Source organism: Streptomyces sp. NPDC048111 (genome assembly GCF_043202815.1).
Taxonomy (GTDB): domain Bacteria; phylum Actinomycetota; class Actinomycetes; order Streptomycetales; family Streptomycetaceae; genus Streptomyces.
This window is the reverse complement of the sequence record NZ_JBIDBD010000006.1, coordinates 233,068-255,619: the sequence shown is the minus strand read 5'-3', so window position 1 is coordinate 255,619 and position 22,552 is coordinate 233,068. Positions and strand designations below refer to the sequence as shown.

General features: G+C 72.0%; 21 protein-coding genes. 12 read left to right on the top strand and 9 right to left on the bottom strand.

The features are described 5' to 3' along the window. Window positions 1-19: 19 nt before the first annotated feature. The 4 genes from ACGF3I_RS14365 to ACGF3I_RS14350 form a co-directional block, all read right to left on the bottom strand. Window positions 20-997, bottom strand: a complete 978-nt coding sequence (locus ACGF3I_RS14365) for an ABC transporter permease (RefSeq protein WP_393131654.1) — start codon at window positions 995-997, stop codon at window positions 20-22. Window positions 998-1,066: 69 nt separating this feature from the next. After that, window positions 1,067-2,848 carry an ABC transporter substrate-binding protein gene (locus ACGF3I_RS14360; protein ID WP_393131652.1) on the bottom strand — a complete coding sequence of 594 codons (1,782 nt, stop codon included), beginning with the start codon at window positions 2,846-2,848 and terminating at the stop codon, window positions 1,067-1,069. Window positions 2,849-2,877: 29 nt separating this feature from the next. Continuing rightward, window positions 2,878-3,915: an ABC transporter permease gene (locus tag ACGF3I_RS14355; RefSeq protein WP_393131650.1), complete on the bottom strand. Its 1,038-nt coding sequence runs from the start codon at window positions 3,913-3,915 to the stop codon at window positions 2,878-2,880. A gap of 228 nt (window positions 3,916-4,143) precedes the next feature. Further along, window positions 4,144-6,315 carry a prolyl oligopeptidase family serine peptidase gene (locus tag ACGF3I_RS14350; protein WP_393131648.1) on the bottom strand — a complete coding sequence of 724 codons (2,172 nt, stop codon included), beginning with the start codon at window positions 6,313-6,315 and terminating at the stop codon, window positions 4,144-4,146. Between the two features lie 191 nt (window positions 6,316-6,506). On the opposite strand from ACGF3I_RS14350, the gene ACGF3I_RS14345 reads away from it, so the two are divergent. The 8 genes from ACGF3I_RS14345 (at window position 6,507) to ACGF3I_RS14310 (ending at window position 14,123) form a co-directional block, all read left to right on the top strand. Further along, on the top strand, window positions 6,507-6,701 hold the full coding sequence (locus tag ACGF3I_RS14345) for a hypothetical protein (protein ID WP_120721566.1): 195 nt from the start codon (window positions 6,507-6,509) through the stop codon (window positions 6,699-6,701). Between the two features lie 82 nt (window positions 6,702-6,783). After that, complete coding sequence (gene mshB / locus ACGF3I_RS14340) at window positions 6,784-7,671, top strand: N-acetyl-1-D-myo-inositol-2-amino-2-deoxy-alpha-D-glucopyranoside deacetylase (protein ID WP_393131646.1); 888 nt, start codon at window positions 6,784-6,786, stop codon at window positions 7,669-7,671. Next, window positions 7,668-8,078, top strand: coding sequence for a DUF6113 family protein (locus tag ACGF3I_RS14335; protein WP_393131644.1), 411 nt, complete (start codon window positions 7,668-7,670; stop codon window positions 8,076-8,078). Before mshB ends, ACGF3I_RS14335 begins: the two co-directional genes overlap by 4 nt. Before the next feature lie 168 nt (window positions 8,079-8,246). Next, the gene (locus ACGF3I_RS14330; protein ID WP_393131642.1) at window positions 8,247-10,331 is read left to right on the top strand and encodes a hypothetical protein; all 2,085 of its coding nucleotides are present in this window, start codon (window positions 8,247-8,249) and stop codon (window positions 10,329-10,331) included. Between the two features lie 309 nt (window positions 10,332-10,640). Further along, window positions 10,641-11,579 carry an ABC transporter ATP-binding protein gene (locus ACGF3I_RS14325; protein ID WP_393131640.1) on the top strand — a complete coding sequence of 313 codons (939 nt, stop codon included), beginning with the start codon at window positions 10,641-10,643 and terminating at the stop codon, window positions 11,577-11,579. Next, window positions 11,576-12,316 (top strand): ABC transporter permease, encoded by a 741-nt coding sequence (locus ACGF3I_RS14320; protein WP_393131638.1) that lies wholly within the window; start codon window positions 11,576-11,578, stop codon window positions 12,314-12,316. The genes ACGF3I_RS14325 and ACGF3I_RS14320 overlap by 4 nt, the downstream gene beginning before the upstream one ends. 71 nt (window positions 12,317-12,387) lie before the next feature. Beyond that, entirely contained in the window at window positions 12,388-13,521 is a 1,134-nt protein-coding gene (locus ACGF3I_RS14315; RefSeq protein WP_393131778.1) for a sensor histidine kinase, read from the top strand. Continuing rightward, entirely contained in the window at window positions 13,518-14,123 is a 606-nt protein-coding gene (locus ACGF3I_RS14310; protein ID WP_393131636.1) for a response regulator, read from the top strand. Before ACGF3I_RS14315 ends, ACGF3I_RS14310 begins: the two co-directional genes overlap by 4 nt. 42 nt (window positions 14,124-14,165) lie before the next feature. On the opposite strand, the gene ACGF3I_RS14305 is transcribed toward ACGF3I_RS14310, so the two are convergent. The 3 genes from ACGF3I_RS14305 to ACGF3I_RS14295 form a co-directional block, all read right to left on the bottom strand. After that, window positions 14,166-14,657 carry a hypothetical protein gene (locus tag ACGF3I_RS14305; protein ID WP_393131634.1) on the bottom strand — a complete coding sequence of 164 codons (492 nt, stop codon included), beginning with the start codon at window positions 14,655-14,657 and terminating at the stop codon, window positions 14,166-14,168. 540 nt (window positions 14,658-15,197) lie between these two features. Then, entirely contained in the window at window positions 15,198-16,028 is an 831-nt protein-coding gene (locus tag ACGF3I_RS14300) for a tetratricopeptide repeat protein (protein WP_393131632.1), read from the bottom strand. Then, entirely contained in the window at window positions 16,018-17,034 is a 1,017-nt protein-coding gene (locus ACGF3I_RS14295; RefSeq protein ID WP_393131630.1) for a GNAT family N-acetyltransferase, read from the bottom strand. Before ACGF3I_RS14295 ends, ACGF3I_RS14300 begins: the two co-directional genes overlap by 11 nt. Window positions 17,035-17,175: 141 nt before the next feature. Between ACGF3I_RS14295 and fdxA the strand changes: the two genes are divergently transcribed. Both fdxA and dapC read left to right on the top strand, forming a co-directional pair. Continuing rightward, window positions 17,176-17,496, top strand: a complete 321-nt coding sequence (gene fdxA / locus ACGF3I_RS14290; protein ID WP_018845645.1) for a ferredoxin — start codon at window positions 17,176-17,178, stop codon at window positions 17,494-17,496. Between the two features lie 104 nt (window positions 17,497-17,600). Further along, complete coding sequence (gene dapC, locus ACGF3I_RS14285) at window positions 17,601-18,701, top strand: succinyldiaminopimelate transaminase (RefSeq protein WP_393131628.1); 1,101 nt, start codon at window positions 17,601-17,603, stop codon at window positions 18,699-18,701. Window positions 18,702-18,773: 72 nt separating this feature from the next. Here dapC and ACGF3I_RS14280 read toward each other — a convergent pair whose 3' ends face one another. Then, a complete protein-coding gene (locus ACGF3I_RS14280) occupies window positions 18,774-19,226 on the bottom strand; it encodes an ATP-binding protein (RefSeq protein WP_393131626.1) in 453 nt (150 codons plus the stop codon). 314 nt (window positions 19,227-19,540) lie between these two features. Then, window positions 19,541-20,497 carry a hypothetical protein gene (locus tag ACGF3I_RS14275; RefSeq protein WP_393131624.1) on the bottom strand — a complete coding sequence of 319 codons (957 nt, stop codon included), beginning with the start codon at window positions 20,495-20,497 and terminating at the stop codon, window positions 19,541-19,543. 58 nt (window positions 20,498-20,555) lie between these two features. Here ACGF3I_RS14275 and dapE point away from each other — a divergent pair, with 58 nt between their 5' ends. Both dapE and ACGF3I_RS14265 read left to right on the top strand, forming a co-directional pair. Beyond that, window positions 20,556-21,635: a succinyl-diaminopimelate desuccinylase gene (gene dapE, locus ACGF3I_RS14270; RefSeq protein ID WP_393131622.1), complete on the top strand. Its 1,080-nt coding sequence runs from the start codon at window positions 20,556-20,558 to the stop codon at window positions 21,633-21,635. A 146-nt stretch (window positions 21,636-21,781) separates the two neighbouring features. After that, a complete protein-coding gene (locus ACGF3I_RS14265) occupies window positions 21,782-22,543 on the top strand; it encodes a TIGR00730 family Rossman fold protein (protein ID WP_393131620.1) in 762 nt (253 codons plus the stop codon). Window positions 22,544-22,552: the final 9 nt, after the last annotated feature.

The following is a 22,552-nucleotide window of genomic DNA, read 5'->3' as shown; positions in this document are numbered from 1 at the left end:
TCCTGGAGGTCTGCGGGCGTCAGGCGAGCCTGATCCGGGGGTCGATGAAGGCGTACGCCAGATCCACGACGATGTTGCAGACGACGATCAGGGTGGCGCCGATGAGCATCACGGCCATTTCCAGGGGCAGATCGCTGCGCAGCACCGCCTGCACCGAGAGCAGCCCGAGGCCGTGCAGCCCGAAGGTCACCTCGGTGATGATCGCGCCGCCGAGCACCGCGCTGAGGTCCACGCCGAAGATGGTGACGATGGTGGCCATCGCGCCGCGCAGCGCGTACCGCAGGAAGACGTAGCGCGACGACATGCCCTTGGCGCGGGCCGCCCTGATGTGGTCCTCCGAGAGCTGCTCCACCATCAACGACCGTGTCTGGCGGCTGTAGTTGGACCAGAAGATCACCGAAAGGACCAGGCACGGCAGCACCATCCCGGTGAACGAACCCCAGGCGTCGTGGCGCCAGTCCACGTCGTGGCCCCGGTCGAGCCAGCCCAGTTTCGTGGAGAAGAGCAGGATCGCGAGCGGGCCGATGAAATAGATCTGCACCGACTGGCCGAGCAGTGAGGTGGCGCTGGCGACGCGGTCGAAGACGGTGCCCTGGCGCCAGGCGGAGACCAGACCGAGCGAGACGCCGACGGTCAGGAAGACCGCGGCGCCGCCGACCGCGAGGGTCAGCGTCGTCGGATAACTGTCGGCGATCGTGCCCCAGACCGGTTGTTGATTGGCGAAGGAATAGCCGAAACAGGGTGCGGGGCATTCGCCGATGGGCAGATGGCGGCCGGCGAATATGCCGACCATGTAATGCCAGTACTGAGTCCAGACCGGCAGATCGAGCCCGAGGTTCTTGCGGATCAGGGCGACGTTCTGGGGGTCGCACTGTTTTCCGCAGGAAAGCAGCGCGGGATCGGAGGGCAGGGCGAAGAAGAGGAAATAGGTGATCATGCTGATCAGTAGCAGGATGACCACGGCACCGAGCACGCGGCGCACCAGGAAACGGAACATGGGATGGCTCTTCCGTCGCTATGCGGTTTCCCCGGCCCGGTCGGGGCCGGGGAAACCGGACCGCACGTGCTACTGCTTCACGAAGACCGAGTTCGGATTGATCGTTCCGTACACCTGGTTGTAGGTGACGCCACCGAGTCCGGAGCCGTGCAGGTTGAAGTACTTGTCGAAGATGAACGGAATCTGCGCGGTGTCCGTCTGGAGGGAGTATTCGGCGAGCTGGTCCCAGGCGGTGGCCTGCTGCGACAGATCCGTGATCTGGTTGATGCGGTCGATCTCCGCATTGATCTTCGGGTCGTCGAGGAACGCGTAGTTGTTGGTGCCGTCCGCCAGATTGCGCCCGTCCATGGTCGGCGGGACCACGGTGGAGCCGTTCGGCCAGTCGGCGCCCCAGCCGGTGCGGTACATGTCGTACGGAGTGTCGACCTTGCCGACCACCGTGTAGTACGAGGTTGGGTCGATGGCCTTGCGCTCGACCTTGAAGCCGGCCTTCTCCAGCGCCTTCTGGATGGTCAGGGTCACGCTGTCCCAGCGCGGGGTGTTCGCGTACGCCAGCGAGATCTTGTACGGGGTGCTCACGCCGGCGTCCTTGAGGAGCTGCTGCGCCTTCTGCGGGTCGCCCATCGGCTTGGCGAGCTTGCCGAACGGGTCGAACTTCTTCCAGCCGGCCACCGTCGGGCTCAGCAGCGTGGTGCCGAGGTCACCCTGCGCGCCGCCGCCGAAGGCCTGCTGCACCTGCTGCATCGGGAACGCGTACATCACCGCCTGGCGGACCTTGGGGTCCTTGATCCGCCTGGTGTTGAGGTTGAACGCCTCGACGTAGGGCTGGTACTCGTTGACCGTCCGGTCCTTGTACTGCGGGTCCGAGGTCAGCGACTGCATCTTCGACGGGTCGGCCGAGCCCGACATGTTGATGGCGAACCGGTCGGTCCCGGTGTCGGCCGCGAGCCGGTTGGTGAGGCCCGGCTCCGCGATCCCCAGCTGGAACTGCCACTTGTCGGGGTAGGCGTTGCGGATCGGGTCGGTCTTCGGGTCCCAGTTGGGGTTGCGCACGAAGGTCAGCGACTTGCCCGGCTGATAGCTCGCGATCTTGTACGGGCCGGTCGCGACCGGGTGGTTGTTGTACTTCTGCTGGTCGTCCTTGGCCTTGGGCACCGGCGAGATGTTGGGCATCGCCATCGCGTACGGGGTGTCCGCGTGCGGCGCGAGGAAGTGGAAGACGAGCGTCCTGGCGTCCGGCGTGGCGATCTGCGCGTCCGGAATCGACCGGCCGCCGTAGGGGCCCGCGTACTTCTTGCGGTAGTCGGTGCCGAACAGCCACTTCTGGACGTACTGGGGACCTTGCGTCTCGTAGTCGGCGAAGAGCCGCTCGATGCCGTACTTGACGTCCTGGGCGGTGACCGGGGTGCCGTCCTCGAACTTGATCCCGTCCTTGAGGGTGTACGTCCAGGTCTTCGAGCCGTCGGACGGGGTGCCGGTGTCCGTGGCGAGGTCGCCCACGACGATCGTCCTGCCGGTCTTCGGGTCGATCTTGTAGCCGGTCAGCGAGCGGTTGTAGAGCAGCTGCACCGAGAGCTGGTCGCTCACGTACTGCTGGCCCGGGTCGAGGTAGTCGAAGCCGGACTGGTCCAGGCTGTAGGCGGTGCCGCCGTTCTTGGCGCCGTCGACCGCCACGGCCGGTCCCGTGGAATCGGCCTTGGTGCCCACGCCGAAGTTCTGCACCGCGGCCTTCTTGCCCGCGTCCGGGCCCTTGCCGCCGTCACTCGCTCCGCCGCTGCTGCACGCGGCGGTCAGCGCCAGGGCCCCGACCGCGAGGACCGCGGACACCTGGCGCGCCTTGTCTCTTCTCATGGGTTCCTGCCTGTCGGGAGGATCGGACGTCAGCGCACGGTCTTGGGGTCGAGGGCGTCCCGGACCGCATCCCCGAGCAGGTTGAACGCGACGACGAAGACGACCATCGCGATGCCGGGGAAGAACATGAAGGTGAGATCGGAGTCGTAGTAGGTGGCGCCCGACTGGAAGAGCAGGCCCCAGTCCGGCGTGGGGCTGTGCACCCCGACGCCGAGGTAGGACAGGCCCGCCTCCGCGGTCACGTTGACCGGGAGCAGCAGGGTCGACTGCACGAGGACCGTCGACCAGATGTTGGGCAGCAGCTCCTTGCGGATGATCCGCCACCCCGAGGCCCCGCTGAGCCGGGCCGCCTCGATGAACTCCCGCTCGCGCAGCGACAGGACCTGGGCCCTGATGAGCCGGCCGACCGTCATCCAGCCGAGGATCAGCTGCACCAGGATCAGGGCCACCACGCGGACGTAGGTCGGCTCCTCCTCGGTGGGCGAGACGAACAGGGCGACGATCACCGGGGTGAAGGCGATGAAGAACAGCTGCTGCGGGAACGACAGCATCAGGTCCGAGAACCGGCCGAGGAAGTAGTCGGCCCGGCCGCCCAGATAGCCCTGCACCAGGCCCACCAGGACGCCGATGACCACCGCGACCACGGTGACCGCGAGTGCGATGAGCAGGGAGGTGCGGATGCCGTAGATCAACAGCGTGAACACGTCGCGGCCGAGGTTCGGTTCGATGCCGAACCAGAAGTCCTTGTCGATTCCGCCGTTGGGTTTCAAGGGAATGCCGTAGCTGTTGAGAAGACCCCGGTCCTGGCCGTAGAGCTGATAGGGATCTTTGCCGTAGAGCCGGGAGATGAGCGGAGCGGCCAGGGCGACCAGAATGAATCCGAGAACCGTGCAGGCGCACAGGATTCCCACCTTGTCGCGCCTGAACCGGATCCAAGCGAGGCGTCCCGGGGAACGCCCGACGAGCTCACTCGTCGTGATGTCCGAACCATCGGAAGGACCCGGAGTCCGGCCCTCTTCGGGGACCGGATCCGATGGCTCCATGGCAGCTCTTGTGGAACTCGTCATTTCGCATTGCCCTCCGCACAGGAAGGATTCAGCGGGCGCCGGTGCGTGATTTGTTGACCGGAACATTCATGCGTGCGGAGACGGCAGTCAAGGGGTTGGTGGCGGCCGGGAGAAACTCATCGGAACACTTGGCCCAAGATTGCACGCTTCGGTGCGGCGGCGTGCTTGACAGGCGCCTTCCTTATCCGGAATCTCACGCTAAATGGCCATCGTCTCCCGGCTCGGCCGTCAGGGCTTCGAAAGGCCCAACGACCGCCTCAGGAAGTCGACTTGGAGCAGCAGCAGGTTCTCGGCGACCTGTTCCTGGGGCGTCATGTGCGTCACGCCCGTCAGCGGAAGCACCTCGTGGGGGTGGCCCGCGGCGAGCAGGGCGGAGGAGAGCCGCAGCGAGTGCGCCACCACCACGTTGTCGTCCGCCATGCCGTGGATGACCATCAGGGGCCGGGCGGGCTCGGCGGACCGCGTCAACTGCCCTTGCTGGACGAGTGAGTTGGCGGCGTAGACGTGCGGGCTCTGGGCCGGGTCGCCCAGATAGCGTTCCGTGTAGTGCGTGTCGTACAGCTCCCAGTCCGTGACCGGCGCGCCCGCGATGCCCGCGTGGAAGACGTCCGGCCGGCGCAGCACCGCGAGGGCCGAGAGGTAGCCGCCGAAGGACCAGCCGCGCATCGCCACCCGGCCGAGGTCCAGCGGATGGGCGCCCGCCAGGCCGTGCAGCGCCTCGATCTGGTCGTCGAGGGCGAGCGTGAAGTCCTCGCGGATCGCCTTCTCCCAGCGGGGGGAGCGGCCCGGGGTGCCGCGGCCGTCCGCGACGACCACCGCGAAGCCCTGGTCGGCGAACCACTGCGAGGTGAGGTGCGCGTTGTGCGCGGCCACCACACGCTGTCCGTGCGGGCCGCCGTACGGATCCATGAGTACGGGCAGCGGACCGTCCGACTCGCGGTAGTGGGACGGGAGCAGCACGGCGCACGGGATGCGCTGTGCGCCCCCTTCGGTCAGCCGCAGCCGCACCGGAAGCCCCGGGGTGGCGGCATATGACGCGATCTTGGCCAGTTCCCTGCCGTCCCGCAGGACCCGGACGTCCGTGCCGGGCCGGTCGGGCCGGGCGGAGCTGAGCACCGTGACGTCCCCGGACCGCACCGCCGAGTGCACTCCCGCGCCGTCCGAGACGCGTTCCGTACCCAGCTCGTTGACGCGGTACACATGGATCTCACCGGTCCCGGAAGCACTGTCCCCGCCCGACGGGGCCGCCGTGCCCGCCGACGCCGAGACGAGCACATCGCCCGCACCGATGTCGAGCACCGCCCTGACGTGCAGCTGAGGCCCGGTCAGAGTCCGGTCGCCCACGGCGAGGACCCGCGCCCCGCCCTCGTCGGCGATCCGCACGAGCCGGCCGTCGGGTGCCCACGCCGGGACGCCCGGCAGGAGTTCGAGCCAGTCGGCGTCCTCGTCCACGTGCACGGTGCGGGTGGTGCCCGTCGCCGGGTCCACCACGAGGTGGGACTGGGTGCGCTGGTCCCGGGACTGCACGAGCAGCAGCGGGGAGCCGTCCGGCGACCAGTGCACCCGGGCCAGGTAGGGATGGCGGGCCCGGTCCCAGACCACCTCGACGCGGGTGCCGTCCAGCGCGTAGAGGAACAGCCGCACCTCGGCGTTGGGGGTGCCCGCCGCCGGATAGGCGACCCGGGCCGGCTCCTGGCCGGGGTTGGCCGGGTCGGCGATCCACCAGCGCCGCACCGGCGTCTCGTCGGCGCGGGCCACCAGGACGCGGTCCGAACCGGGGCTCCACCAGTGGCCGCGCGACCGCGACATCTCCTCCGCCGCGATGAACTCGGCGAGCCCGTACGTCACTTCGGCCGACTCGGGCTCGGCGAGGGCCCGGTCGTCCTGGCCCTCGGCGCCCACCACCCGCAGCGCACCCCGCGTCACATAGGCCACCCACCGCCCGTCGGGGGAGGGGCGGGGGTCGAGGACCGGGCCCGGCACCGGGAGTTCGCGGGCGGTGCCGGCCCGCAGCCCGGCGGTGAACAGCCGCCCGGACAGGGCGAAGGCGGCGAGCTCCACGGCCGCGTCGGTGGCGTAGCCGACGATTCCGGCCGACCCCTCGCGACTGCGTTCGCGGCGCGCCCGCTCCTGCGCCGAGAGACGTTCCTCGGTGCCGTCGAGCAGGGCGGCGGGGTCCGCCGCGATCCGCTCGGCGCCGCCGCGTACCAGGTCGAGCACCCACAGCCGGTTGCTGCGTTCCGTACCCGAGGGCGAGCGCAGGAAGACGACCCGCTCGCCGTCGGGGGACACGGTGAACGCGCGGGGCGCACCGAGCGTGAAGCGCTGGGTGCGTGCGGAGTGCCGGGGGAAGGAGAGCTGCCCCGGGTCCTCTGGGTGCCTGGATGCGGTGGTCGTCATGAGGGGAACCTAGTCGCACGCCGCCGGACCCGCTCGGGCGCGGACCATGTGCGCCCCTTGTGCGCCCGTGCCCCGATCAATGCGTTCCCACGGATAGTTATGATCCGTAGCGCTCAGTGGGTAGGAACCCGCTGGCTGTCCACACGCTGTTGGGTCCGTCCGCCCACCGGAACAGATGGAGGTGAACCGCCGTGGCACTCTCGATTTCGGCGGTGGTGCTGCTGGCGATCGTCGTCTTCCTGCTGGTCCGGAAATCCGGGCTGAAGGGCGGACACGCGGCGATCTGCATCCTGCTCGGCTTCTATCTGGCGAGCTCGTCCATCGCCCCCACGATCAGCCAAGTGACCAGCAACGTGGCGGGGATGATCGGCGGCATCAAGTTCTAGCGGGCGGGTGGCGCCCGCCCCGCACCCGTGCGCACCCCGGAGCCAGGCGCGGCCCCGGGGTGCGGCCTCGTAGGCTTGGCGCATGTCGGAACCACCCGCCCGCCGTCTCCTCCTGGTGCACGCGCACCCGGACGACGAGTCGATCAACAACGGCGCCACCATGGCCAAGTACGCCGCCGAAGGCGCGCATGTCGCCCTGGTGACCTGCACACAGGGCGAGGAGGGCGAGGTCATCCCGCCCGGCCTGGCTCATCTCGCACCCGACCGGGACGGCGGCCTCGGGCCGTACCGGGCCGGTGAACTGGCCGCCGCGATGAAGGAACTGGGCGTCACCGACCACCGCTTCCTCGGCGGCCCGGGCCGCTTCCGCGACTCCGGGATGATGGGCGTCGAGCAGAACCACCGGCCGGGCGCGTTCTGGAACGCGGACGTGGACGACGCCGCCGGGTACCTCGTAGAGGTGATCCGCGCGCTGCGCCCCCAGGTCCTCATCACCTACGACCCGGACGGCGGCTACGGCCATCCCGACCACATCCAGGCCCACCGCGTCGCGACCCGGGCCGCCGAACTCGCCGCCGAGGAGGGGTACCGCCCCGGCCTGGGCGGGGCGCACACGATCGCCAAGGTCTACTGGAACCGCGTGCCGCGTCCGGTCGCCGAGGCCGCCTTCGACGGGCTGCGCGCCGCGCACACGGACTTCCCCGGCATCGCGGCCATCGACGACGTCCCGGGCGTCACGGACGAGTCCGACATCACGGCCGAGATCGACGGCAGCGCGTACGCCGCCGCCAAGGCCGCCGCGATGCGCGCCCACGAGACCCAGATCACCGTCCAGGGGCCCCACTTCGCGCTCTCCAACGACCTGGGCCAGCCGCTCTTCACCACCGAGTACTACCAATTGGCGGCCGGCACCCCGGGCGTCGCGGCGGGGCGGCGCGAGCACGACCTGTTTGAAGGGGTGGCCGAATGAGTACGCGTACACCCATGGACGACTCCCCGGCGCCGGGTTCCCGGGCCGCGCGCATCGCGCTGTACGCGCTGCTCTTCGTGCTCGGCGCGCTCGTCGCCACCGCCGGGGCGCTGGTCCAGACGGCCTGGTTCCCGGGCGGCCTGATCCTGTCGCTCGCGGGCGCCGTCGGCCTCTTCTGCGCGGGCACGCAACTGATGGGCGGCCGGGGCGGAGTGGGCGCGCCCGCGGCCGGATGGCTCGTCACCGTCGTCCTGCTGACCGCCTCGCGGCCCGAGGGCGACTTCGTCTTCGGCGCCGGAGCGGGCTCGTACGTCTTCCTCCTCGGAGGGATGGTCGCCGCTGTGATCTGCGCCACGATCGGCGGATTCACGCAACCCGGCGGCCCCGCCGCCCGACTTGGCAAGTGACGTGCGCGGGCGCCACGACGCAGTAGAAGAGGACGGGGCACGCCTTCTCCGGGCCGCCCCGTACGCAAGGGCGTCGGCCAGTATGGTGGTGCGCGCCGCCGAGCCGCCCGTACAGAGGCACCACAAGAACGAGACCGGGTGGCGGAGCCAATCGGGAGAGAACCAGCCTTGAGTCGTGAAACTGACAGTGCGTCCTTCGGCCCCCAGGGACGGGGCTCAGCCGGGTACCCCTCGGGCACCCCGCCGTACGGGACCCCGTCGTCCGCCGCGGGCCAGGACGCTCCTGAGGCCGCCGCCGAGCCGGACGAGCCGAAGACCGAGACCACGCTGACGACGCGGATCCGGATCAACATCCCCGGCTCGCGCCCCATTCCGCCGGTCGTGATGCGGACGCCGATGAGCGACACCGCCAAACCGGCGGACGCGGACGGCGTCAGCGAACGCACCGGGTCGGTGCCCAGGCCCGAGGCCCCCGAGGCGGAGCCCGCCGAGCCGGCCGGCGACGACCGCCCGGCCAGCGACTGGTTCGCCCCGCGCAAGTCCCCGGCGGCGCCCGCCCCTTCGGCCACCCCGGCCGGCGGCACCCCGCGCCCCGACCTGCCGTACTTCTCGGACGGACCGGACGCCCAGGGCGCCCCGAACTCGTCGCCCGGCCCCGAAGGGGCGCGCCCGGGACAGCCGTCGGGCCCCACCACCGGGCCCGTCACCGGCAACGCGGCGCTCCCCGTGCGCCCGGTCGCCAACCGGGGCGGCCAGGGGGCCGGCCTCGGGCCGCGCCCCGGCGAGCCCTCGCTCTTCGGTGCGGCGCCGGGCCGGCCGGGCGGTCAACACCCCGGTCAGGAGCCCGACATGGGCCGCGGCCCGGGGGAGGGGCCGCGTGCGGCGGCCGACCCCGGGTTCGACCGCAACCCGCTCCAGGGCCCCGGGCCCGTCGGCGACCCGTTCGCGCCCGGCGCCCACGGCCCGGTACCGGTCCTGTCCGACGACACGGCGGTGCTCACCCCGCAGCCCCCGGCGCCGAGCCCGCTCACCCACACCGTGGGCAACCCGCTCGCGAACCCGCAGGTCAATCCCGCGGCGCCCGCGCCGGGCGAGCACGTCTCCGGCGACACCCTCACCAGCGGCATCCCCGTGGTCCCGCCGGAGCACCGGGGCGGCTCCTTCCCGGCCGGGCCCGCCACCTCGCCCGGCGGCCCCACCCTGACGCCGCCCCCGCCCGGCGGACTCGACGAGGCCGCGCCCGCGGCCCCGCCCGAGCGCACCGGGCCGCCCGCCAAGGCCGCCAAGTCCGCCGCCAAGCCGGCGAAGAAGAAGGGCCGCTCCAAGCCGGCGCTGCTCGGCGGCGCCGTGGTCGTCCTGGCCGGAGTCGCGTACGGCGCCGGTCTGGTCCTGAACCACTCCGAGGTTCCCAAGGGCACCACCGTCCTCGGCGTCGACATCGGCGGCGGCACCAAGGAGGCGGCCGTCTCCAAGCTCGACCAGACCCTCGGCAAGCGCGCCAACCAGCCGCTGCACCTCACGGTCGACGGCAAGCAGGAGCAGCTGAGGCCGGAGATCGCGGGCCTGTCCCTGGACAGCCAGGCCACCGTGCGGGCCGCGGCGGGCAGCGACTACAACCCGGTGTCCGTGATCGGCTCCCTGTTCGGCGGCAAGCGGGTCGCCGAACCGGTCATCCCGGTCGACGAGGAGAAGCTCGGCGTCGCGCTGACCGACCTCGCCGGGGCCTCCGGCTCGGCGACGGAGGGCACGATCAAGTTCGTACCGGGCAAGGCGGTGGCCGTGCCGGGCAAGGCGGGCAAGTCGCTCGACGTGAACCGCTCGATGATCGCGGTCAAGGACGCGTACCGGACGCTGGTGCAGACCGGCAAGGCAGATCCGGTGGCGCTGCCCGTCGCGGTCCGTCAACCCACCATCAGCCAGGCCGAGATCGACCGGGCGATGAACGAGTTCGCCAAGCCCGCGATGTCCGCGAACGTCACGATCAAGGCGGGCGGCAGGTCGCTGCCCTTCGGGCCCCTGAAGTCGCTGCCCAAGATCCTTTCGATGAAGGCGGAGAACGGGAAGCTGGTCGAGGTCTACGACAAGAGCGCCGTCACCGAACTGATCGGCAGCACGTTCAAGGGGGTCATGGTCACCAAGGGCGGGCAGAAGCACGAGGTGTCCGCCGATGACGTCGTCGTCGCCATGCAGGGGGCGTTGCGGGGGCGGACTGCTGCGCAGCGCACCGGGACGATCGAGCTCAACCAGGGGTGAGGCCGGGGTGCCCCGCGCCCTCGGGGGGTGCGGGGCCGCCCCCGGCCCGCCTTTTGCGCAGTTCCCCGCGCCCCCAACTGCGCTGTCGGGTGCGGGCCGTGGTCGCTATTTGCGCAGTTCCCCGCGCCCCTGACCCCGTTGTCGTGTGCGGGTCGTGGGCGCTTTTCGCGCAGTTCCCCGCGCCCCTGACCCCGTTGTCGCCTCGCGCCCCTGAAACCCCCCGCCGGGGGGCCGGTATGACATCTGTCATGGCGGAGTCACGACGGGCGGCACTGCCGGGGCACCCCGGCGCCGAGCCACTCTGGGGACATGACGCAGACAGCCCACGCCCCCGCCGAGCGGACCGCCCAGTCCGTGGTGAGCTTCGAGAACGTGAACAAGAACTACGGCGACGTCCGCGCCGTGGCCGACCTGTCGCTGCGGCTGCACCCGGGTGAGACGGTCGCCCTGCTCGGCCCCAACGGCGCCGGCAAGTCCTCCACGCTCGACCTGCTGCTCGGTCTGCGCAACGCCGACTCCGGCACGGTCAGCCTCTTCGGGATGACGCCCGCGCAGGCGATCAACGCCGGCAAGGTCGGCGCGATGCTGCAGAGCGGCGGCCTGATGGAGGACGTGACCGTGCGCGAGCTGGTCAAGCTCGGCTGCGACCTGCATCCCAAGCCGCACCCGGTGGCCGAGGTCATGGACCGCGCGGGCATCACCCAGATCGCCGACCGCAAGGTCAACAAGCTCTCCGGCGGCCAGGAGCAGCGCGTGCGCTTCGCCCTCGCGACGGCCGGCGCCAACGACCTGATCGTGCTCGACGAGCCGACCACCGGCATGGACGTCACCGCCCGCCAGGCGTTCTGGGCGACGATGCGCGAGCAGGCGGCCCAGGGCCGTACGGTCCTGTTCGCCACGCACTACCTGGAAGAGGCCGACGCGATCGCCGACCGGGTGCTGGTCCTGCACAAGGGCCGCCTCCTCGCCGACGGCACCGCCGCCGAGATCAAGGCCAAGGCGGGCGCCCGCCGGGTCAGCTTCGACCTGGAGGGCCCCATCGACGAGGCCGCCCTGCGCGAGCTGCCCTTCCTGTCCACCATCGACATCTCGGGCCGCACGGTCCGCATCCAGTCGCACGACGCCGACGCCACGATGCACGCGGTGTACGGGCTCGGCCTCTACCCGCGCAACCTCGAAGTCGCGGGCCTCGGCCTGGAGCAGGCCTTCGTCGCCATCACCTCGGCCGAGGAGGCCAACGCACGATGAACACGCTGATCAAGCTCGAAATCACCCGCACCCTGCGGAACAAGAAGTTCATGTTCTTCTCCGTGATCTACCCCTCGGCGCTCTACCTGCTCTTCGCGGCCTCCCAGAACGGCACCGACAAGGTCAAGGGCACCGACCTCACCTTCCCCGCCCTGTACATGGTCTCGATGGCGTCCTTCGGCGCGATCACCGCCGTCCTCATGGGCAACAGCGAGAAGATCGCCAAGGAGCGCGAGAAGGGCTGGGTGCGCCAGCTGCGCCTGACCACCCTGCCCGGCCGCGGCTACGTCCTCGCGAAGATCGCCAGCGCCGCCGTGGTGACCCTGCCGTGCATCGTCGTCGTCTTCCTGGTGGCCGCGGGCGTCAAGGGCGTACGGTTCGACGCCTGGCAGTGGGGCGCCCTGACCCTCGCCATCTGGGCGGGATCGCTCTGCTTCGCCGCGCTCGGCGTGGCCATCGGCTACCTCGCCAGCGGTGACGCGGTCCGTCCGATCACGATGATCATCTACTTCGGCATGTCGATCCTGGGCGGCCTGTGGATGCCCAGCACCGTCTTCCCGCAGTGGCTGCAGAACATCGCGGAGTGGCTGCCCACCCACGCGTACGCTGCTCTCGGACAGGCCATCGAGCTGGGCGACGCCCCGCACGGCAAGGACCTCGCCATCCTCGTCGTCTACTTCCTGCTCTTCGCGGGCGGCGCGGCATGGCTGTACCGGAAGGACACCCTGAAGGCGTGACTCCCCTGAACCAGGGCGGCGACGGGGCACCGGCGGTGCGGATCGGCCTGAGCCCCGAGACGCGCCGCCAGATGCTGCAGAAGCTGATGTGGGTCGGCATCTGGCTCGCCTTCATGGGCGCTCCGATCGGCGACCTGCTCGACCACCACCACGCGGCGCCGGCCACCGTGCTCGGCTGGCTCGGCCTCGCGGGGTTCGTGACCGTCTACCTGGCCCTGGTCCTGCGGCACACCGCAAGCCCCCTGGCCAGCGCCACCGTCTACAGCCTCCTCGGTTTCCTCGCGGCGCTGGCCGTCACGCTCTCGCTCACCCTCGGCGGCGCGTGGCTCGTGCTGTTCGTCTACGTGTCCGTGTCCTGCGGGGCGACGCTGCCACTGGCGCTCGCCACCTGGGCGATCCTCGTGAGCACGGCGGGCATGACGGTGATCGGCACCCGTGTCACCGACGTCGGCGACGTGGTGCCGGGGCTCGTCATCCCCGCGCTGCTCGGCGGGTTCGCGATGACCGGCGTACGCCATCTGATCCGTACCTCCGTCGAGTTGCGCGAGGCCCGGGCCACGGTGGCCCAACTGGCCGCGAACGAGGAGCGGTTGAGGATGGCGCGCGATCTGCACGACCTGCTCGGCCACTCCCTCTCGCTCATCACGCTCAAGAGCGAGCTGGCCGGGCGGATGCTGCCGGACTACCCCGGGCAGGCGGCCCGCCAGGTGGCCGACATCGAACAGGTCAGCCGCCAGGCCCTCGTGGACGTACGGGCCGCCGTGAGCGGCTACCGCAGGGCCACGCTGCCCGCCGAACTCGCGGGTGCCCGCACCATGCTGAACGCGGCGGGCATCCGGGCCGACGTGCCGTCCGGGGCGCCGGACGAACTGCCCGCGGCCGAGGAGGAAGTGCTGGCCTGGGTGCTGCGGGAGGCGGCCACCAACGTGGTGCGCCACAGCGGCGCCCGGCACTGCACGGTCACCCTGGAGGAGCGCCAGACCCTGGACGGCCGGTTCCTCGAACTGCGCGTCCACGACGACGGCAAGCCGCGGCCCGGCAGTGCGGCGCCGGTCGCGGGCAACGGTCTGACCGGGCTCGCCGAGCGCCTGGAGAAGGTGTCCGGCGTCCTGGAGACGGAGGCGGGCCGCGCGGGCTTCACGCTGACGGCCCGGGTCCCGCTGATTCCTGGCCCGTCCGAAATCCCTCTAGTATCCGGCCCATGATCAGACTTCTCCTGGCCGAAGACCAGTCCATGGTCCGCGAGGCCCTCGCGGCGCTGCTGGGCCTGGAACCGGACATGGAGGTGGTGGCGCAGGCCGCCCGCGGCGACGAGGTGCTCGCCGCGGCCCGCGCCCACCCGGTCGACGTCGCGCTGCTCGACATCGAGATGCCGGGCCGTACCGGAATCGAGGCGGCGGCCGAACTGCGCCGCGCGCTGCCGGCCGTCAAGATCGTCATCCTGACCACGTTCGGACGTCCGGGCTATCTGCGCAGCGCCATGGAGTCGGGCGCGGACGCCTTCCTCGTCAAGGACGCACCGGCGGCCCAACTCGCCACCGCCGTACGGAAGGTGCTCGCGGGGGAGCGGGTCATCGACCCCACCCTCGCGGCGGCGGCCCTGGCCGAGGGAGCCAACCCGCTGACCGACCGGGAGCGGGACGTGCTGCGCGCGGCGCAGGACGGTGCGACCAACGCGGAACTCGCCGCCGCGCTCTGCCTCTCGCAGGGCACGGTCCGCAACTACCTGTCCATGGCGATCCAGAAACTGGCCGCCCGCAACCGGGCGGAGGCGGTGCGCCTGGCCCGCGAGAAGGGCTGGCTGTAGGGCGGCCGGCGGGCCTTCGTCCCCGCCGGCCGGTACGGTCCCTCAGCAGCTCACCAGGAGCAGGGTGAGGACCGAACAGACGTGGACCGCCGCGTTGTTGCCGGGGTCGGGGTCGATGGGGTTCAGATCGACCAGGGCGGCGGTGACCGGGAGGTTGCCGCTCATCGTCAGGAGACCGGCGTGCAGCGTCAGCTTCCTGGTGACGGTGGCGCCGGACGGGATCGCGCCGAGCGCGCAGACGGCGGTCCGGTTGGCCTTGTCGAGCGTGCAGCCGGACGCGGAGGGCGCGGTGAACCCGGCGGGGTAGCTGAACCACACCCGGCCCGCGCTGACGGCCGAGGGCCCGTCGTTGGTGATGCTCGCGGTGAAGGTGGCGGCGTTGATGCCGAGCCCCTTGGGGGTGACGTCCAGCGACACGGCCAGATCGGCCTGGCCGCCGTCGGCGGCGGCGGGGCCGGCGGCCGTGCCGAGGGCGAGGAGGGGCAGGAGGAGGGCGGGGGCGAGGCGGGTGGCTATCGGTCTGAGGCGTGACACGGTGACTCCCGGCGGGTCGAGGGAACAGGGCGGCGCGCCCCGCCGTGGGCCGTGGCTCACGCCCGGTCGAGGTCACGCCCACAGATTGTGACGGCTGCGCGCCCCGTCGGCAGCGCTTTGCCCCACCCCCGCCACTTTGGCCAAATGCCGCCCCTGGGGGGTTTGCCCACCCGCCCGCCCGTGCAGGGGGTTGGATTGGCCCGGCCCCCTGGGGCTGCGCCCCAGACCCCCTGAGGGGCTCCGCCCCTCGAACCCCGGCGGGGACTGCGTCCCCTGCACCCCTTTCGGGGGCTGCGCCCCCGGACCCCCCATCGCGCCTGAACGGCGCTCGTCCTCAATCGCCGGACGGGCTGAGGTGCCCGATGCGGGCCAGCACCATGCCGCTAAGGGGCGCGGGGAACTGCGCGAGCAAGCCAGCACGGCCCGCAGATGGCCGGGGGTTGGGGGCGCGGGGAATTGCGCGAGGGGCAGCCGGGCTTGGGGGACTTCGGGGGGCTTCGGGGGGAGGGGGTTGCCCCCGCCCCCCGCACCGGCCCCCCGCTAATTCAGCCTGGCCCGCGCGGCGAACGCCCGGCGGCGTATGTCCGTCGCCGTGGTCGGGTCCACGGGGGCCAGGACGTCCGCGTACTCCTCCAGAGCCGCCGCCCCCGCCAGGAACTCGCCCCGGCGCACCAGCAGTTCCGCCCGTTCGAAGCGGAGGTGGGCGGGGTGGGAGGGCAGGAGGAGGGCGAGGTCCAGGGCCCACAGGGCGACGGCGCTGTGTTCCGGGCGGGCCATGGCCCAGGCGCGGATGTTGTTCAGGACGCGCAGCACCGTCTCCAGCGGCGCCGCCGGACTCAGCATCGATTCCTCGAGCCCCGCCCCCGTCGCCCCGGCCACCAGGAGTTCCGCGTCCGCGCCGGTCAGCAGGCGCCCGCCGTCGAACGGGTCGACCAGCACCCGGTCACCGCCCGTGCCGAAGCCCACCACGAAGTGGCCCGGCAGCGCGACCCCGTACACCGGTGCCCCGGCCCGCCGGGCCACCTCGATCCACACCACCGAGAGCAGGATCGGCAGCCCGCGCCGGCGGCGCAGCACCTCGGGGAGGAGGGAGGACTCCAGGCGTTCGTAGTCGGCCGGGGTGCCGTGGAACCCGCAGGCGGCGCCGAGGAGTTCGGCCGTGGCCTCGGCCCAGGAGCGGGGAGTGGTGAGGCCGTGGGGGAGGAGGCCGGTCAGCCGGTCCAGTTCGATCTGGACCCCGTCGATGCCCGGCCCGCCGAGCGAGGGGTCGGCGACCGCGCCGATGAGCAGGCAGAGCATCACCGGATCGGGGCGCTCCGAGCGGGCCTCCTCGGCGAACTCCCGCCGCCAGTCGGTGACTTCAGGATCCATGGCCGGAGTGCGGGCCGGGCCGGAAGTGGTGGTAGCTGTGGTGGGTCGCGAAGCCGAGACCGTCGTACAGGGCGCGGGCCCCCTCGTTGTCCGCCTCCACCTGGAGCCAGGCCGCCGACGCCCCTTCGTCCAGCGCCCGGCCGGCCAGCGCCGCCATCACCGCCGTCGCCAGGCCCTGCCGGCGGTGCGCCGGGTCCACCTCGACGGCCATGAACCCCGCCCAGCGTCCGTCCACCACGCAGCGCCCGATCGCCGCGGGCGCGTCCCCCTCCCCGGGCACCGACGCGAACCACACCGAGGGCCCGCTGCCCAGGACCGTGAGGACGTGGTCGCCCGGGGTCCCGAACCGCTGGTAGCGGCCGAGCCAGGCCGCGTCCACGTGCCGGGCGAGGCGCACCCGGGACGCGTCGGCCGCCAGGTCGCCGAGCGGGGCGAGCGCCGCGACGCGGACCTCGGCGCTCACCTCCCGCTCCCAGCCCGCCCGTTCGAGCTCCGCGCAGAGCCGCTCCTGGGTGCCCTCGGCGCCGGTCGACGGCTGGATGTAGGCGGGCAGGCCGCGGGCCGCGTACCAGTCGCGCACGCGGGTCAGGGCGTCCGGCAGGGCCAGGCCCGGGTCGCCCAGCGGCAGCGCCGAGTTCGCGCGCCGGGTGAAGCCTGCCGCGGCCCGCAGCGTCCAGTCGCCGAGCCGTTCGCTCTCCACCGGCTGCCAGGCGCGGGCCAGGACGGGCGCGAGTTCCGCGAACGAGGCGGCCGGACCGCGGCGGCGCGCCGGGGCGGACGGCACGACCTTGCCCGCCACGAGACTCGCCGCGTCGACGCGAACGGTCTCACCGCTCTTTCGTGTGATCGACAACACATCGCCGTCCCACGATGTGAGCACGCCGACCGTGTCCGTGAACAGGGAGCCCGGAGTTCCGCTGGAGTCCCGACGCCGGACTGATACGCGTTTGCCCGTATCGGCCGGTGTAATTCGGACCTCAAGCCGCCCGCCGGTGGTGAATTCCACAGGTCTCTCCGCCCCTCCTGTTCGGATCGTGCCCCGAACCGGAGATACTAGGTGCGGGCATCGACGACGCCGCGCTCCCGCGCGCCACGTGGACGGAGCCGCAGATCGGCCCGCCGCGCCCTATCGAGGAGGAACGACAGCGTGACCTACGTCATCGCGCAGCCTTGTGTCGACGTCAAGGACAAGGCGTGTATCGAAGAGTGCCCGGTCGACTGCATCTACGAGGGCTCCCGGTCCTTGTACATCCACCCGGATGAGTGCGTCGACTGTGGTGCCTGCGAGCCGGTGTGCCCGGTCGAGGCGATCTTCTACGAGGACGACACCCCGGACGAGTGGAAGGACTACTACAAGGCGAACGTGGAGTTCTTCGACGAGCTCGGCTCGCCCGGTGGCGCCTCCAAGCTCGGCCTGATCGAGCGGGACCACCCCTTCATCGCAGCGCTGCCGCCGCAGAACGGCTGAGCGCGCTTCCCCGGTCCCCGTACGGCTCAGCTGCCGTACGGGGCCGTGGTGTTTCCCGGCGCGCCCGCCCGCGACACCGTACGTACGAGAAAGTGAGCACCTCCGTGAGCGCAGTCTCCTCACGCCTTCCCGTCTTTCCGTGGGACAAGCTGGAGCCGTACAAGGCGACGGCCGCGGCCCACCCGGACGGCATCGTGGACCTGTCCGTCGGCACGCCGGTCGACCCGGTCCCGGCGTTCGTGCGCGAGGCCCTGAGCGCTGCCGCCGACTCTCCCGGCTATCCCACGGTGTGGGGCACGCCGGCGCTGCGGGACGCGATCAAGGGGTGGCTGGAGAAGCGCCTCGGCGCGCGCTCGGTCGAGCACGCCAACGTCCTGCCGGTGGTCGGCTCCAAGGAGCTGGTGGCCTGGCTGCCCACCCAGCTCGGTCTGGGCGCCGGCGACCAGGTGGCCTTCCCGAGCCTGGCCTACCCGACCTACGAGATCGGCGCCCGGCTGTGCGGCGCGGAGCCGGTCGTCTACGGCGACGACCCCACCGCCCTCGACCCCGCCCGTCTGAAGCTCCTGTGGCTCAACTCGCCGTCCAACCCGACCGGCCGGGTGCTGGCCAAGGACGAGCTGGTCCGCATCGTGGCGTGGGCCCGTGAGCACGGCGTGCTCGTCGTCTCCGACGAGTGCTACCTGGAGCTGGGCTGGGAGGCGGAGCCGGTCTCGGTGCTGCACCCGGACGTGTGCGGCGGCGGCTTCGAGGGTCTGGTGGCCGTCCACTCGCTCTCCAAGCGCTCCAACCTGGCCGGCTACCGGGCCGCGTTCATCGCCGGTGACGCGGACGTGCTCGGCGAGCTGCTCGCCATCCGCAAGCACGGCGGCATGATGACCGCGGCGCCCGTACAGGCGGCGACCGTCGCGGCCCTGGGTGACGACACCCACGTCCAGGAGCAGCGCGCGCGGTACGCGGCGCGGCGCCGGGTGCTGCGCGAGGCGCTGGAGCGGCACGGCTTCCGCATCGAGCACAGCGAGGCCAGCCTCTACCTGTGGGCGACCCGCGACGAGGACTGCTGGGCGACCGTGGGCCATCTGGCCGGGCTCGGCATCCTGGTGGCACCCGGCGACTTCTACGGCGAGGCGGGCGCCCGGTTCGTACGGGTCGCCTTCACGGCGACCGACGAGCGCGTCGAGGCCGCCGTCAAGCGCCTGGCGCGGTAACCCCGCGCAACACGCGGAGGGGCCCGGGGAGTCGAGCACTCCCCGGGCCCCTTCGCATCACCCGCGCCCCGGTCAGCCGAGGGGCAGGCCCTTCAGGGGGAGCTGGTCGGTGCTCGGCAGGCCCTGGGTGGGCAGGCTGCCCGCGGGGGACAGGCCGCTCTGGGTCGCGGTCTTGGCGGTCGTACCGAGGATGTCGCCCGCGCTGCCCGCCGCGTCGCCGGCCGCCTTCTGCGCGGCCGGGGTGGCCACCTTGCCCGTCTGGCCGACCGTCCTGCCCGCGGCGGGGACGGCCTTCTTGACGGCGTCGGCGCCGGTGCTCCCGGCCATGCCGGTGGTCTTCTGGGTCACTCCGTCCACGGCGTTGCTCACCGAGCTCGGGTCCATCTGGGTCAGACCGCCGAGGTTCGGCGCGGTCTGGGGGAGTTCCACGGCGCTTGCGGAGCCGGCCGCACCGACCACGGGCGCTGCACCTGCCGCGATGAGCAGCGCGGCGCGGGCGATCCGACGGGTCAGGGGGAGGGACATGATGCTCCTTCAGACGGGTTGGAAATGTGTCGCTGTCCGGCGTTCGGACGCAGTGACAACCGCCGGGAGGGGAGGGGAGGTTGCGGTGGGCCCTCGTAAAGAGTTTGCAATGCGTCGCATTATCTACTCTGGCGAAAAGCGGGCAAATGAAGCGGGTCGCTGTTAGATGACGGGTCGTCAGATCCCTTTATTGGCAAGGGAATTGACGGTTCTCCGGGTGGCGGCCCGGACGTGGGTGCGAAACCGTGGACCCGGAAGTCCGGGCTCATCAGGTCGAGTGTCCGGCCGAACGGCTGACCGGGCGCGGGTCGGCCCTAGGACGCGACGGTGATCCGCACCTCGTGCGCGGCGCCGCCCGCGGCGCCCGCCGAGGTCTGCGGGCCCGGTGCGGCCGAGACGGGGTCGGCGGTCCAGCCCTCGTCCGAGTCGTCCGCGCTCCAGGTGCGGCCCGCGTAGCTGACCCGCGCGATGTGCAGCGTCTCGGCCCGGGCCACCGCCCAGTGCGCGAGGGCCCAGCCGCGCTGCCCGGGCCCGCCGCCCGCGGCGCCCGACGGGCCGGCGGCCCGCACCGGCACGGCCACGTCCTGCCCCGCGCCGGCCGGCTGTTGAGCGGGGACCACGCCGGCGCCGAACGCCTTCGTCAGGTCCTCCCGCACCCGCACCGGGTCGCCCGGCCGCACGCTGCGGGCCACCGTGCAGGTCAGGCCGGCGGGCTCGCGGCCGGTCAGGGCGGCCATGAGCACCGTGGCGTCCGGCTCGTGCTTGGCGTACGCCTGCGGGAAGGCGCTGCGCTGCACCCGCTGCGCGGCCTCGGTCAGCGGAAGCCGCGAGTAGCCGGGCACCTCGGCGAGGTGCTGGTAGAACTTCCCGGCCGCGTACACCGGGTCCATGATCTGCGCCGCGGTGCCCCAGCCCATCGAGGGGCGCTGCTGGAAGAGGCCGAGCGAGTCGCGGTCGCCGTGGTCCAGGTTGCGCAGCCCCGATTCCTGGAGGGCGGTGGCCAGCGCGATCGTGACGGCCCGCTCGGGCATGCCCTGGGTGATGCCCACGGCCGTGATCGTCGCCGCGTTGCCGGCCTGCTCCGGGCTCATCCCGAAGGCGGAGCCCTCCCCTCCGTCCGACGCCGCCACGCACCGGGGCGCGCCCGGGCCCCCGCTGGCGTACTGCACCACCAGATATCCGGCGATCGCCAGGAGCACGGCGAAGGCCGCCCCGACACGCAGGAGGCGGCCGCGTCGGGAGGGGCGCGGGAGGTCGGTGGGCTCGGACACGGTGCATACCGTACTGGAGCGCGAAGGCGCTCCCGGTGGTGGCGCTAGGGTCGGAGCCATGGCCCAAACCACCCTGGATCTCACCGCGGACGCGCCCGCACTGACCGCCCGGCTCGTCGACTTCGCCTCCGTGAGCGGCGACGAGGAGCCGCTCGCCGACGCCATCGAGCGCGAACTGCGCAAACTGGCGCACCTCACGGTCGACCGGTACGGCAACAACGTCGTGGCGCGGACGAACCTGGGCCGGGCCGAGCGGATCATCCTGGCCGGGCACATCGACACCGTGCCGATCGCCGACAACGTGCCCTCCCGGCTCGACGAGCACGGCGTGCTCTGGGGCTGCGGCACGAGCGACATGAAGTCGGGCGTGGCCGTCCAGCTGCGCATCGCCCAGACGGTGACCGAGCCCAACCGTGACCTGACCTTCGTGTTCTACGACAACGAGGAGGTCGCCGCCCACCTCAACGGCCTCGGCAGGATCGCCGAGGCCCGCCCCGAATGGCTCGCGGGCGACTTCGCGGTGCTGCTCGAACCCTCCGACACCGAGGTCGAGGGCGGCTGCCAGGGCACGCTCAGGGTGCTCCTGAGGACCAGCGGCGAGCGCGCCCACTCCGCCCGCAGCTGGATGGGCTCCAACGCCATCCACAAGGCTGCCCCGATCCTCGCGAAGCTGGCCGCCTACGAGCCGCGCCGCCCGGTGATCGACGGCCTCGAATACCACGAGGGCCTCAACGCGGTACGCGTCGAAGGGGGCGTGGCCGGCAATGTGATCCCGGACGTCTGCACGGTCGTCGTCAACTACCGCTACGCGCCCGACCTCAGCGGCGAGCAGGCGCTCGCGCACGTCCGCGAGGTCTTCGCGGACTGCGACATCGCCGAGTTCGTCGTCGACGACCACTCGGGGGCCGCGCTGCCCGGCCTCTCGCACCCGGCCGCCGCCGCCTTCATGGCCGCGGTGGGCGGCACCGCGCGCCCCAAGTTCGGCTGGACGGACGTCTCGCGCTTCGGCGACCTCGGCATCCCCGCGGTCAACTACGGGCCCGGCGACGCGCTCCTGGCCCACAAGCGCGACGAGCACGTCGTGGTCGAGCGGATCACGCGGTGCGAGGAGCGGCTGCGGGCCTGGCTCACCGGCTGAGGACGCCTTCACGGGCCCGCCCGCGCCGGGCGGGCCACACCGCGGCCGCCGGCCACGGTGTGGCCCGCCGCAATTCCGCCCTTCGTCATGGCCGCCGACCTACCCTGGCTGAGCACGTGCAACATCGTCAGCGGAGGGAGCACGGCATGGCCAACCCCGAGGGAACTCCATTTCCGGCGGAGCAGCGGCTCGAACAGCGGCTCGGGCCGGTGCTGCGCCGCCGTGACCAGGTCCAGGCCGGTACCACCGATCAGCGTCTGCTCGACTCCGAGGGCGACTCCCAGTGGGTGCACACCGACCCGTGGCGGGTCATGCGCATCCAGTCCGAGTTCGTCGAGGGCTTCGGCGCGCTGGCCGAACTGCCCAGCGCCATCAGCGTGTTCGGCTCGGCCCGCACCCCGGCGGACTCGCCCGACTACGAGGCGGGCGTACGGATCGGGCGGGCCCTGGTGGACGCCGGCTTCGCGGTGATCACCGGCGGCGGACCCGGCGCCATGGAGGCCGCCAACCGGGGCGCGAGAGAGGGCAACGGCATCTCCGTCGGCCTCGGCATCGAGCTCCCCTTCGAGCAGGGGCTCAACCCGCACGTCGACATCGGGATCAACTTCCGCTACTTCTTCGTGCGCAAGACCATGTTCGTCAAGTACGCCCAGGGCTTCGTGGTGCTGCCGGGCGGGCTCGGCACCCTGGACGAGCTGTTCGAGGCGCTCACCCTGGTGCAGACCCGCAAGGTCACCCGCTTCCCGATCGTGCTGTTCGGCACGGAGTACTGGGGCGGGCTCGTGGACTGGCTGCGCAACACGGTGATCGCCCAGGGCAAGGCGTCCGAGAACGACCTGCTGCTCTTCCACGTCACCGACGACGTGGACGAGGCCATCGCCCTGGTCACCAAGGAAGCAGGGCGCTGACGAGGCCTC

Excerpts from the sequence above, each read along its gene's own strand:
- ACGF3I_RS14355 (WP_393131650.1), bottom strand. The coding sequence starts at position 3,915 with ATGACGAGTTCCACAAGAGCTGCCATGGAGCCATCGGATCCGGTCCCC.
- ACGF3I_RS14280 (WP_393131626.1), bottom strand. The coding sequence starts at position 19,226 with ATGTCCCTCCCCCTGACCCGTCGGATCGCCCGCGCCGCGCTGCTCATC.
- ACGF3I_RS14315 (WP_393131778.1), top strand. The coding sequence starts at position 12,388 with ATGCTGCAGAAGCTGATGTGGGTCGGCATCTGGCTCGCCTTCATGGGC.
- ACGF3I_RS14300 (WP_393131632.1), bottom strand. The coding sequence starts at position 16,028 with ATGGATCCTGAAGTCACCGACTGGCGGCGGGAGTTCGCCGAGGAGGCC.
- ACGF3I_RS14265 (WP_393131620.1), top strand. The coding sequence starts at position 21,782 with ATGGCCAACCCCGAGGGAACTCCATTTCCGGCGGAGCAGCGGCTCGAA.
- ACGF3I_RS14350 (WP_393131648.1), bottom strand. The coding sequence starts at position 6,315 with ATGACGACCACCGCATCCAGGCACCCAGAGGACCCGGGGCAGCTCTCC.
- ACGF3I_RS14335 (WP_393131644.1), top strand. The coding sequence starts at position 7,668 with ATGAGTACGCGTACACCCATGGACGACTCCCCGGCGCCGGGTTCCCGG.
- ACGF3I_RS14325 (WP_393131640.1), top strand. The coding sequence starts at position 10,641 with ATGACGCAGACAGCCCACGCCCCCGCCGAGCGGACCGCCCAGTCCGTG.
- ACGF3I_RS14365 (WP_393131654.1), bottom strand. The coding sequence starts at position 997 with ATGTTCCGTTTCCTGGTGCGCCGCGTGCTCGGTGCCGTGGTCATCCTG.
- dapE (WP_393131622.1), top strand. The coding sequence starts at position 20,556 with ATGGCCCAAACCACCCTGGATCTCACCGCGGACGCGCCCGCACTGACC.
- ACGF3I_RS14310 (WP_393131636.1), top strand. The coding sequence starts at position 13,518 with ATGATCAGACTTCTCCTGGCCGAAGACCAGTCCATGGTCCGCGAGGCC.
- ACGF3I_RS14320 (WP_393131638.1), top strand. The coding sequence starts at position 11,576 with ATGAACACGCTGATCAAGCTCGAAATCACCCGCACCCTGCGGAACAAG.
- ACGF3I_RS14360 (WP_393131652.1), bottom strand. The coding sequence starts at position 2,848 with ATGAGAAGAGACAAGGCGCGCCAGGTGTCCGCGGTCCTCGCGGTCGGG.
- mshB (WP_393131646.1), top strand. The coding sequence starts at position 6,784 with ATGTCGGAACCACCCGCCCGCCGTCTCCTCCTGGTGCACGCGCACCCG.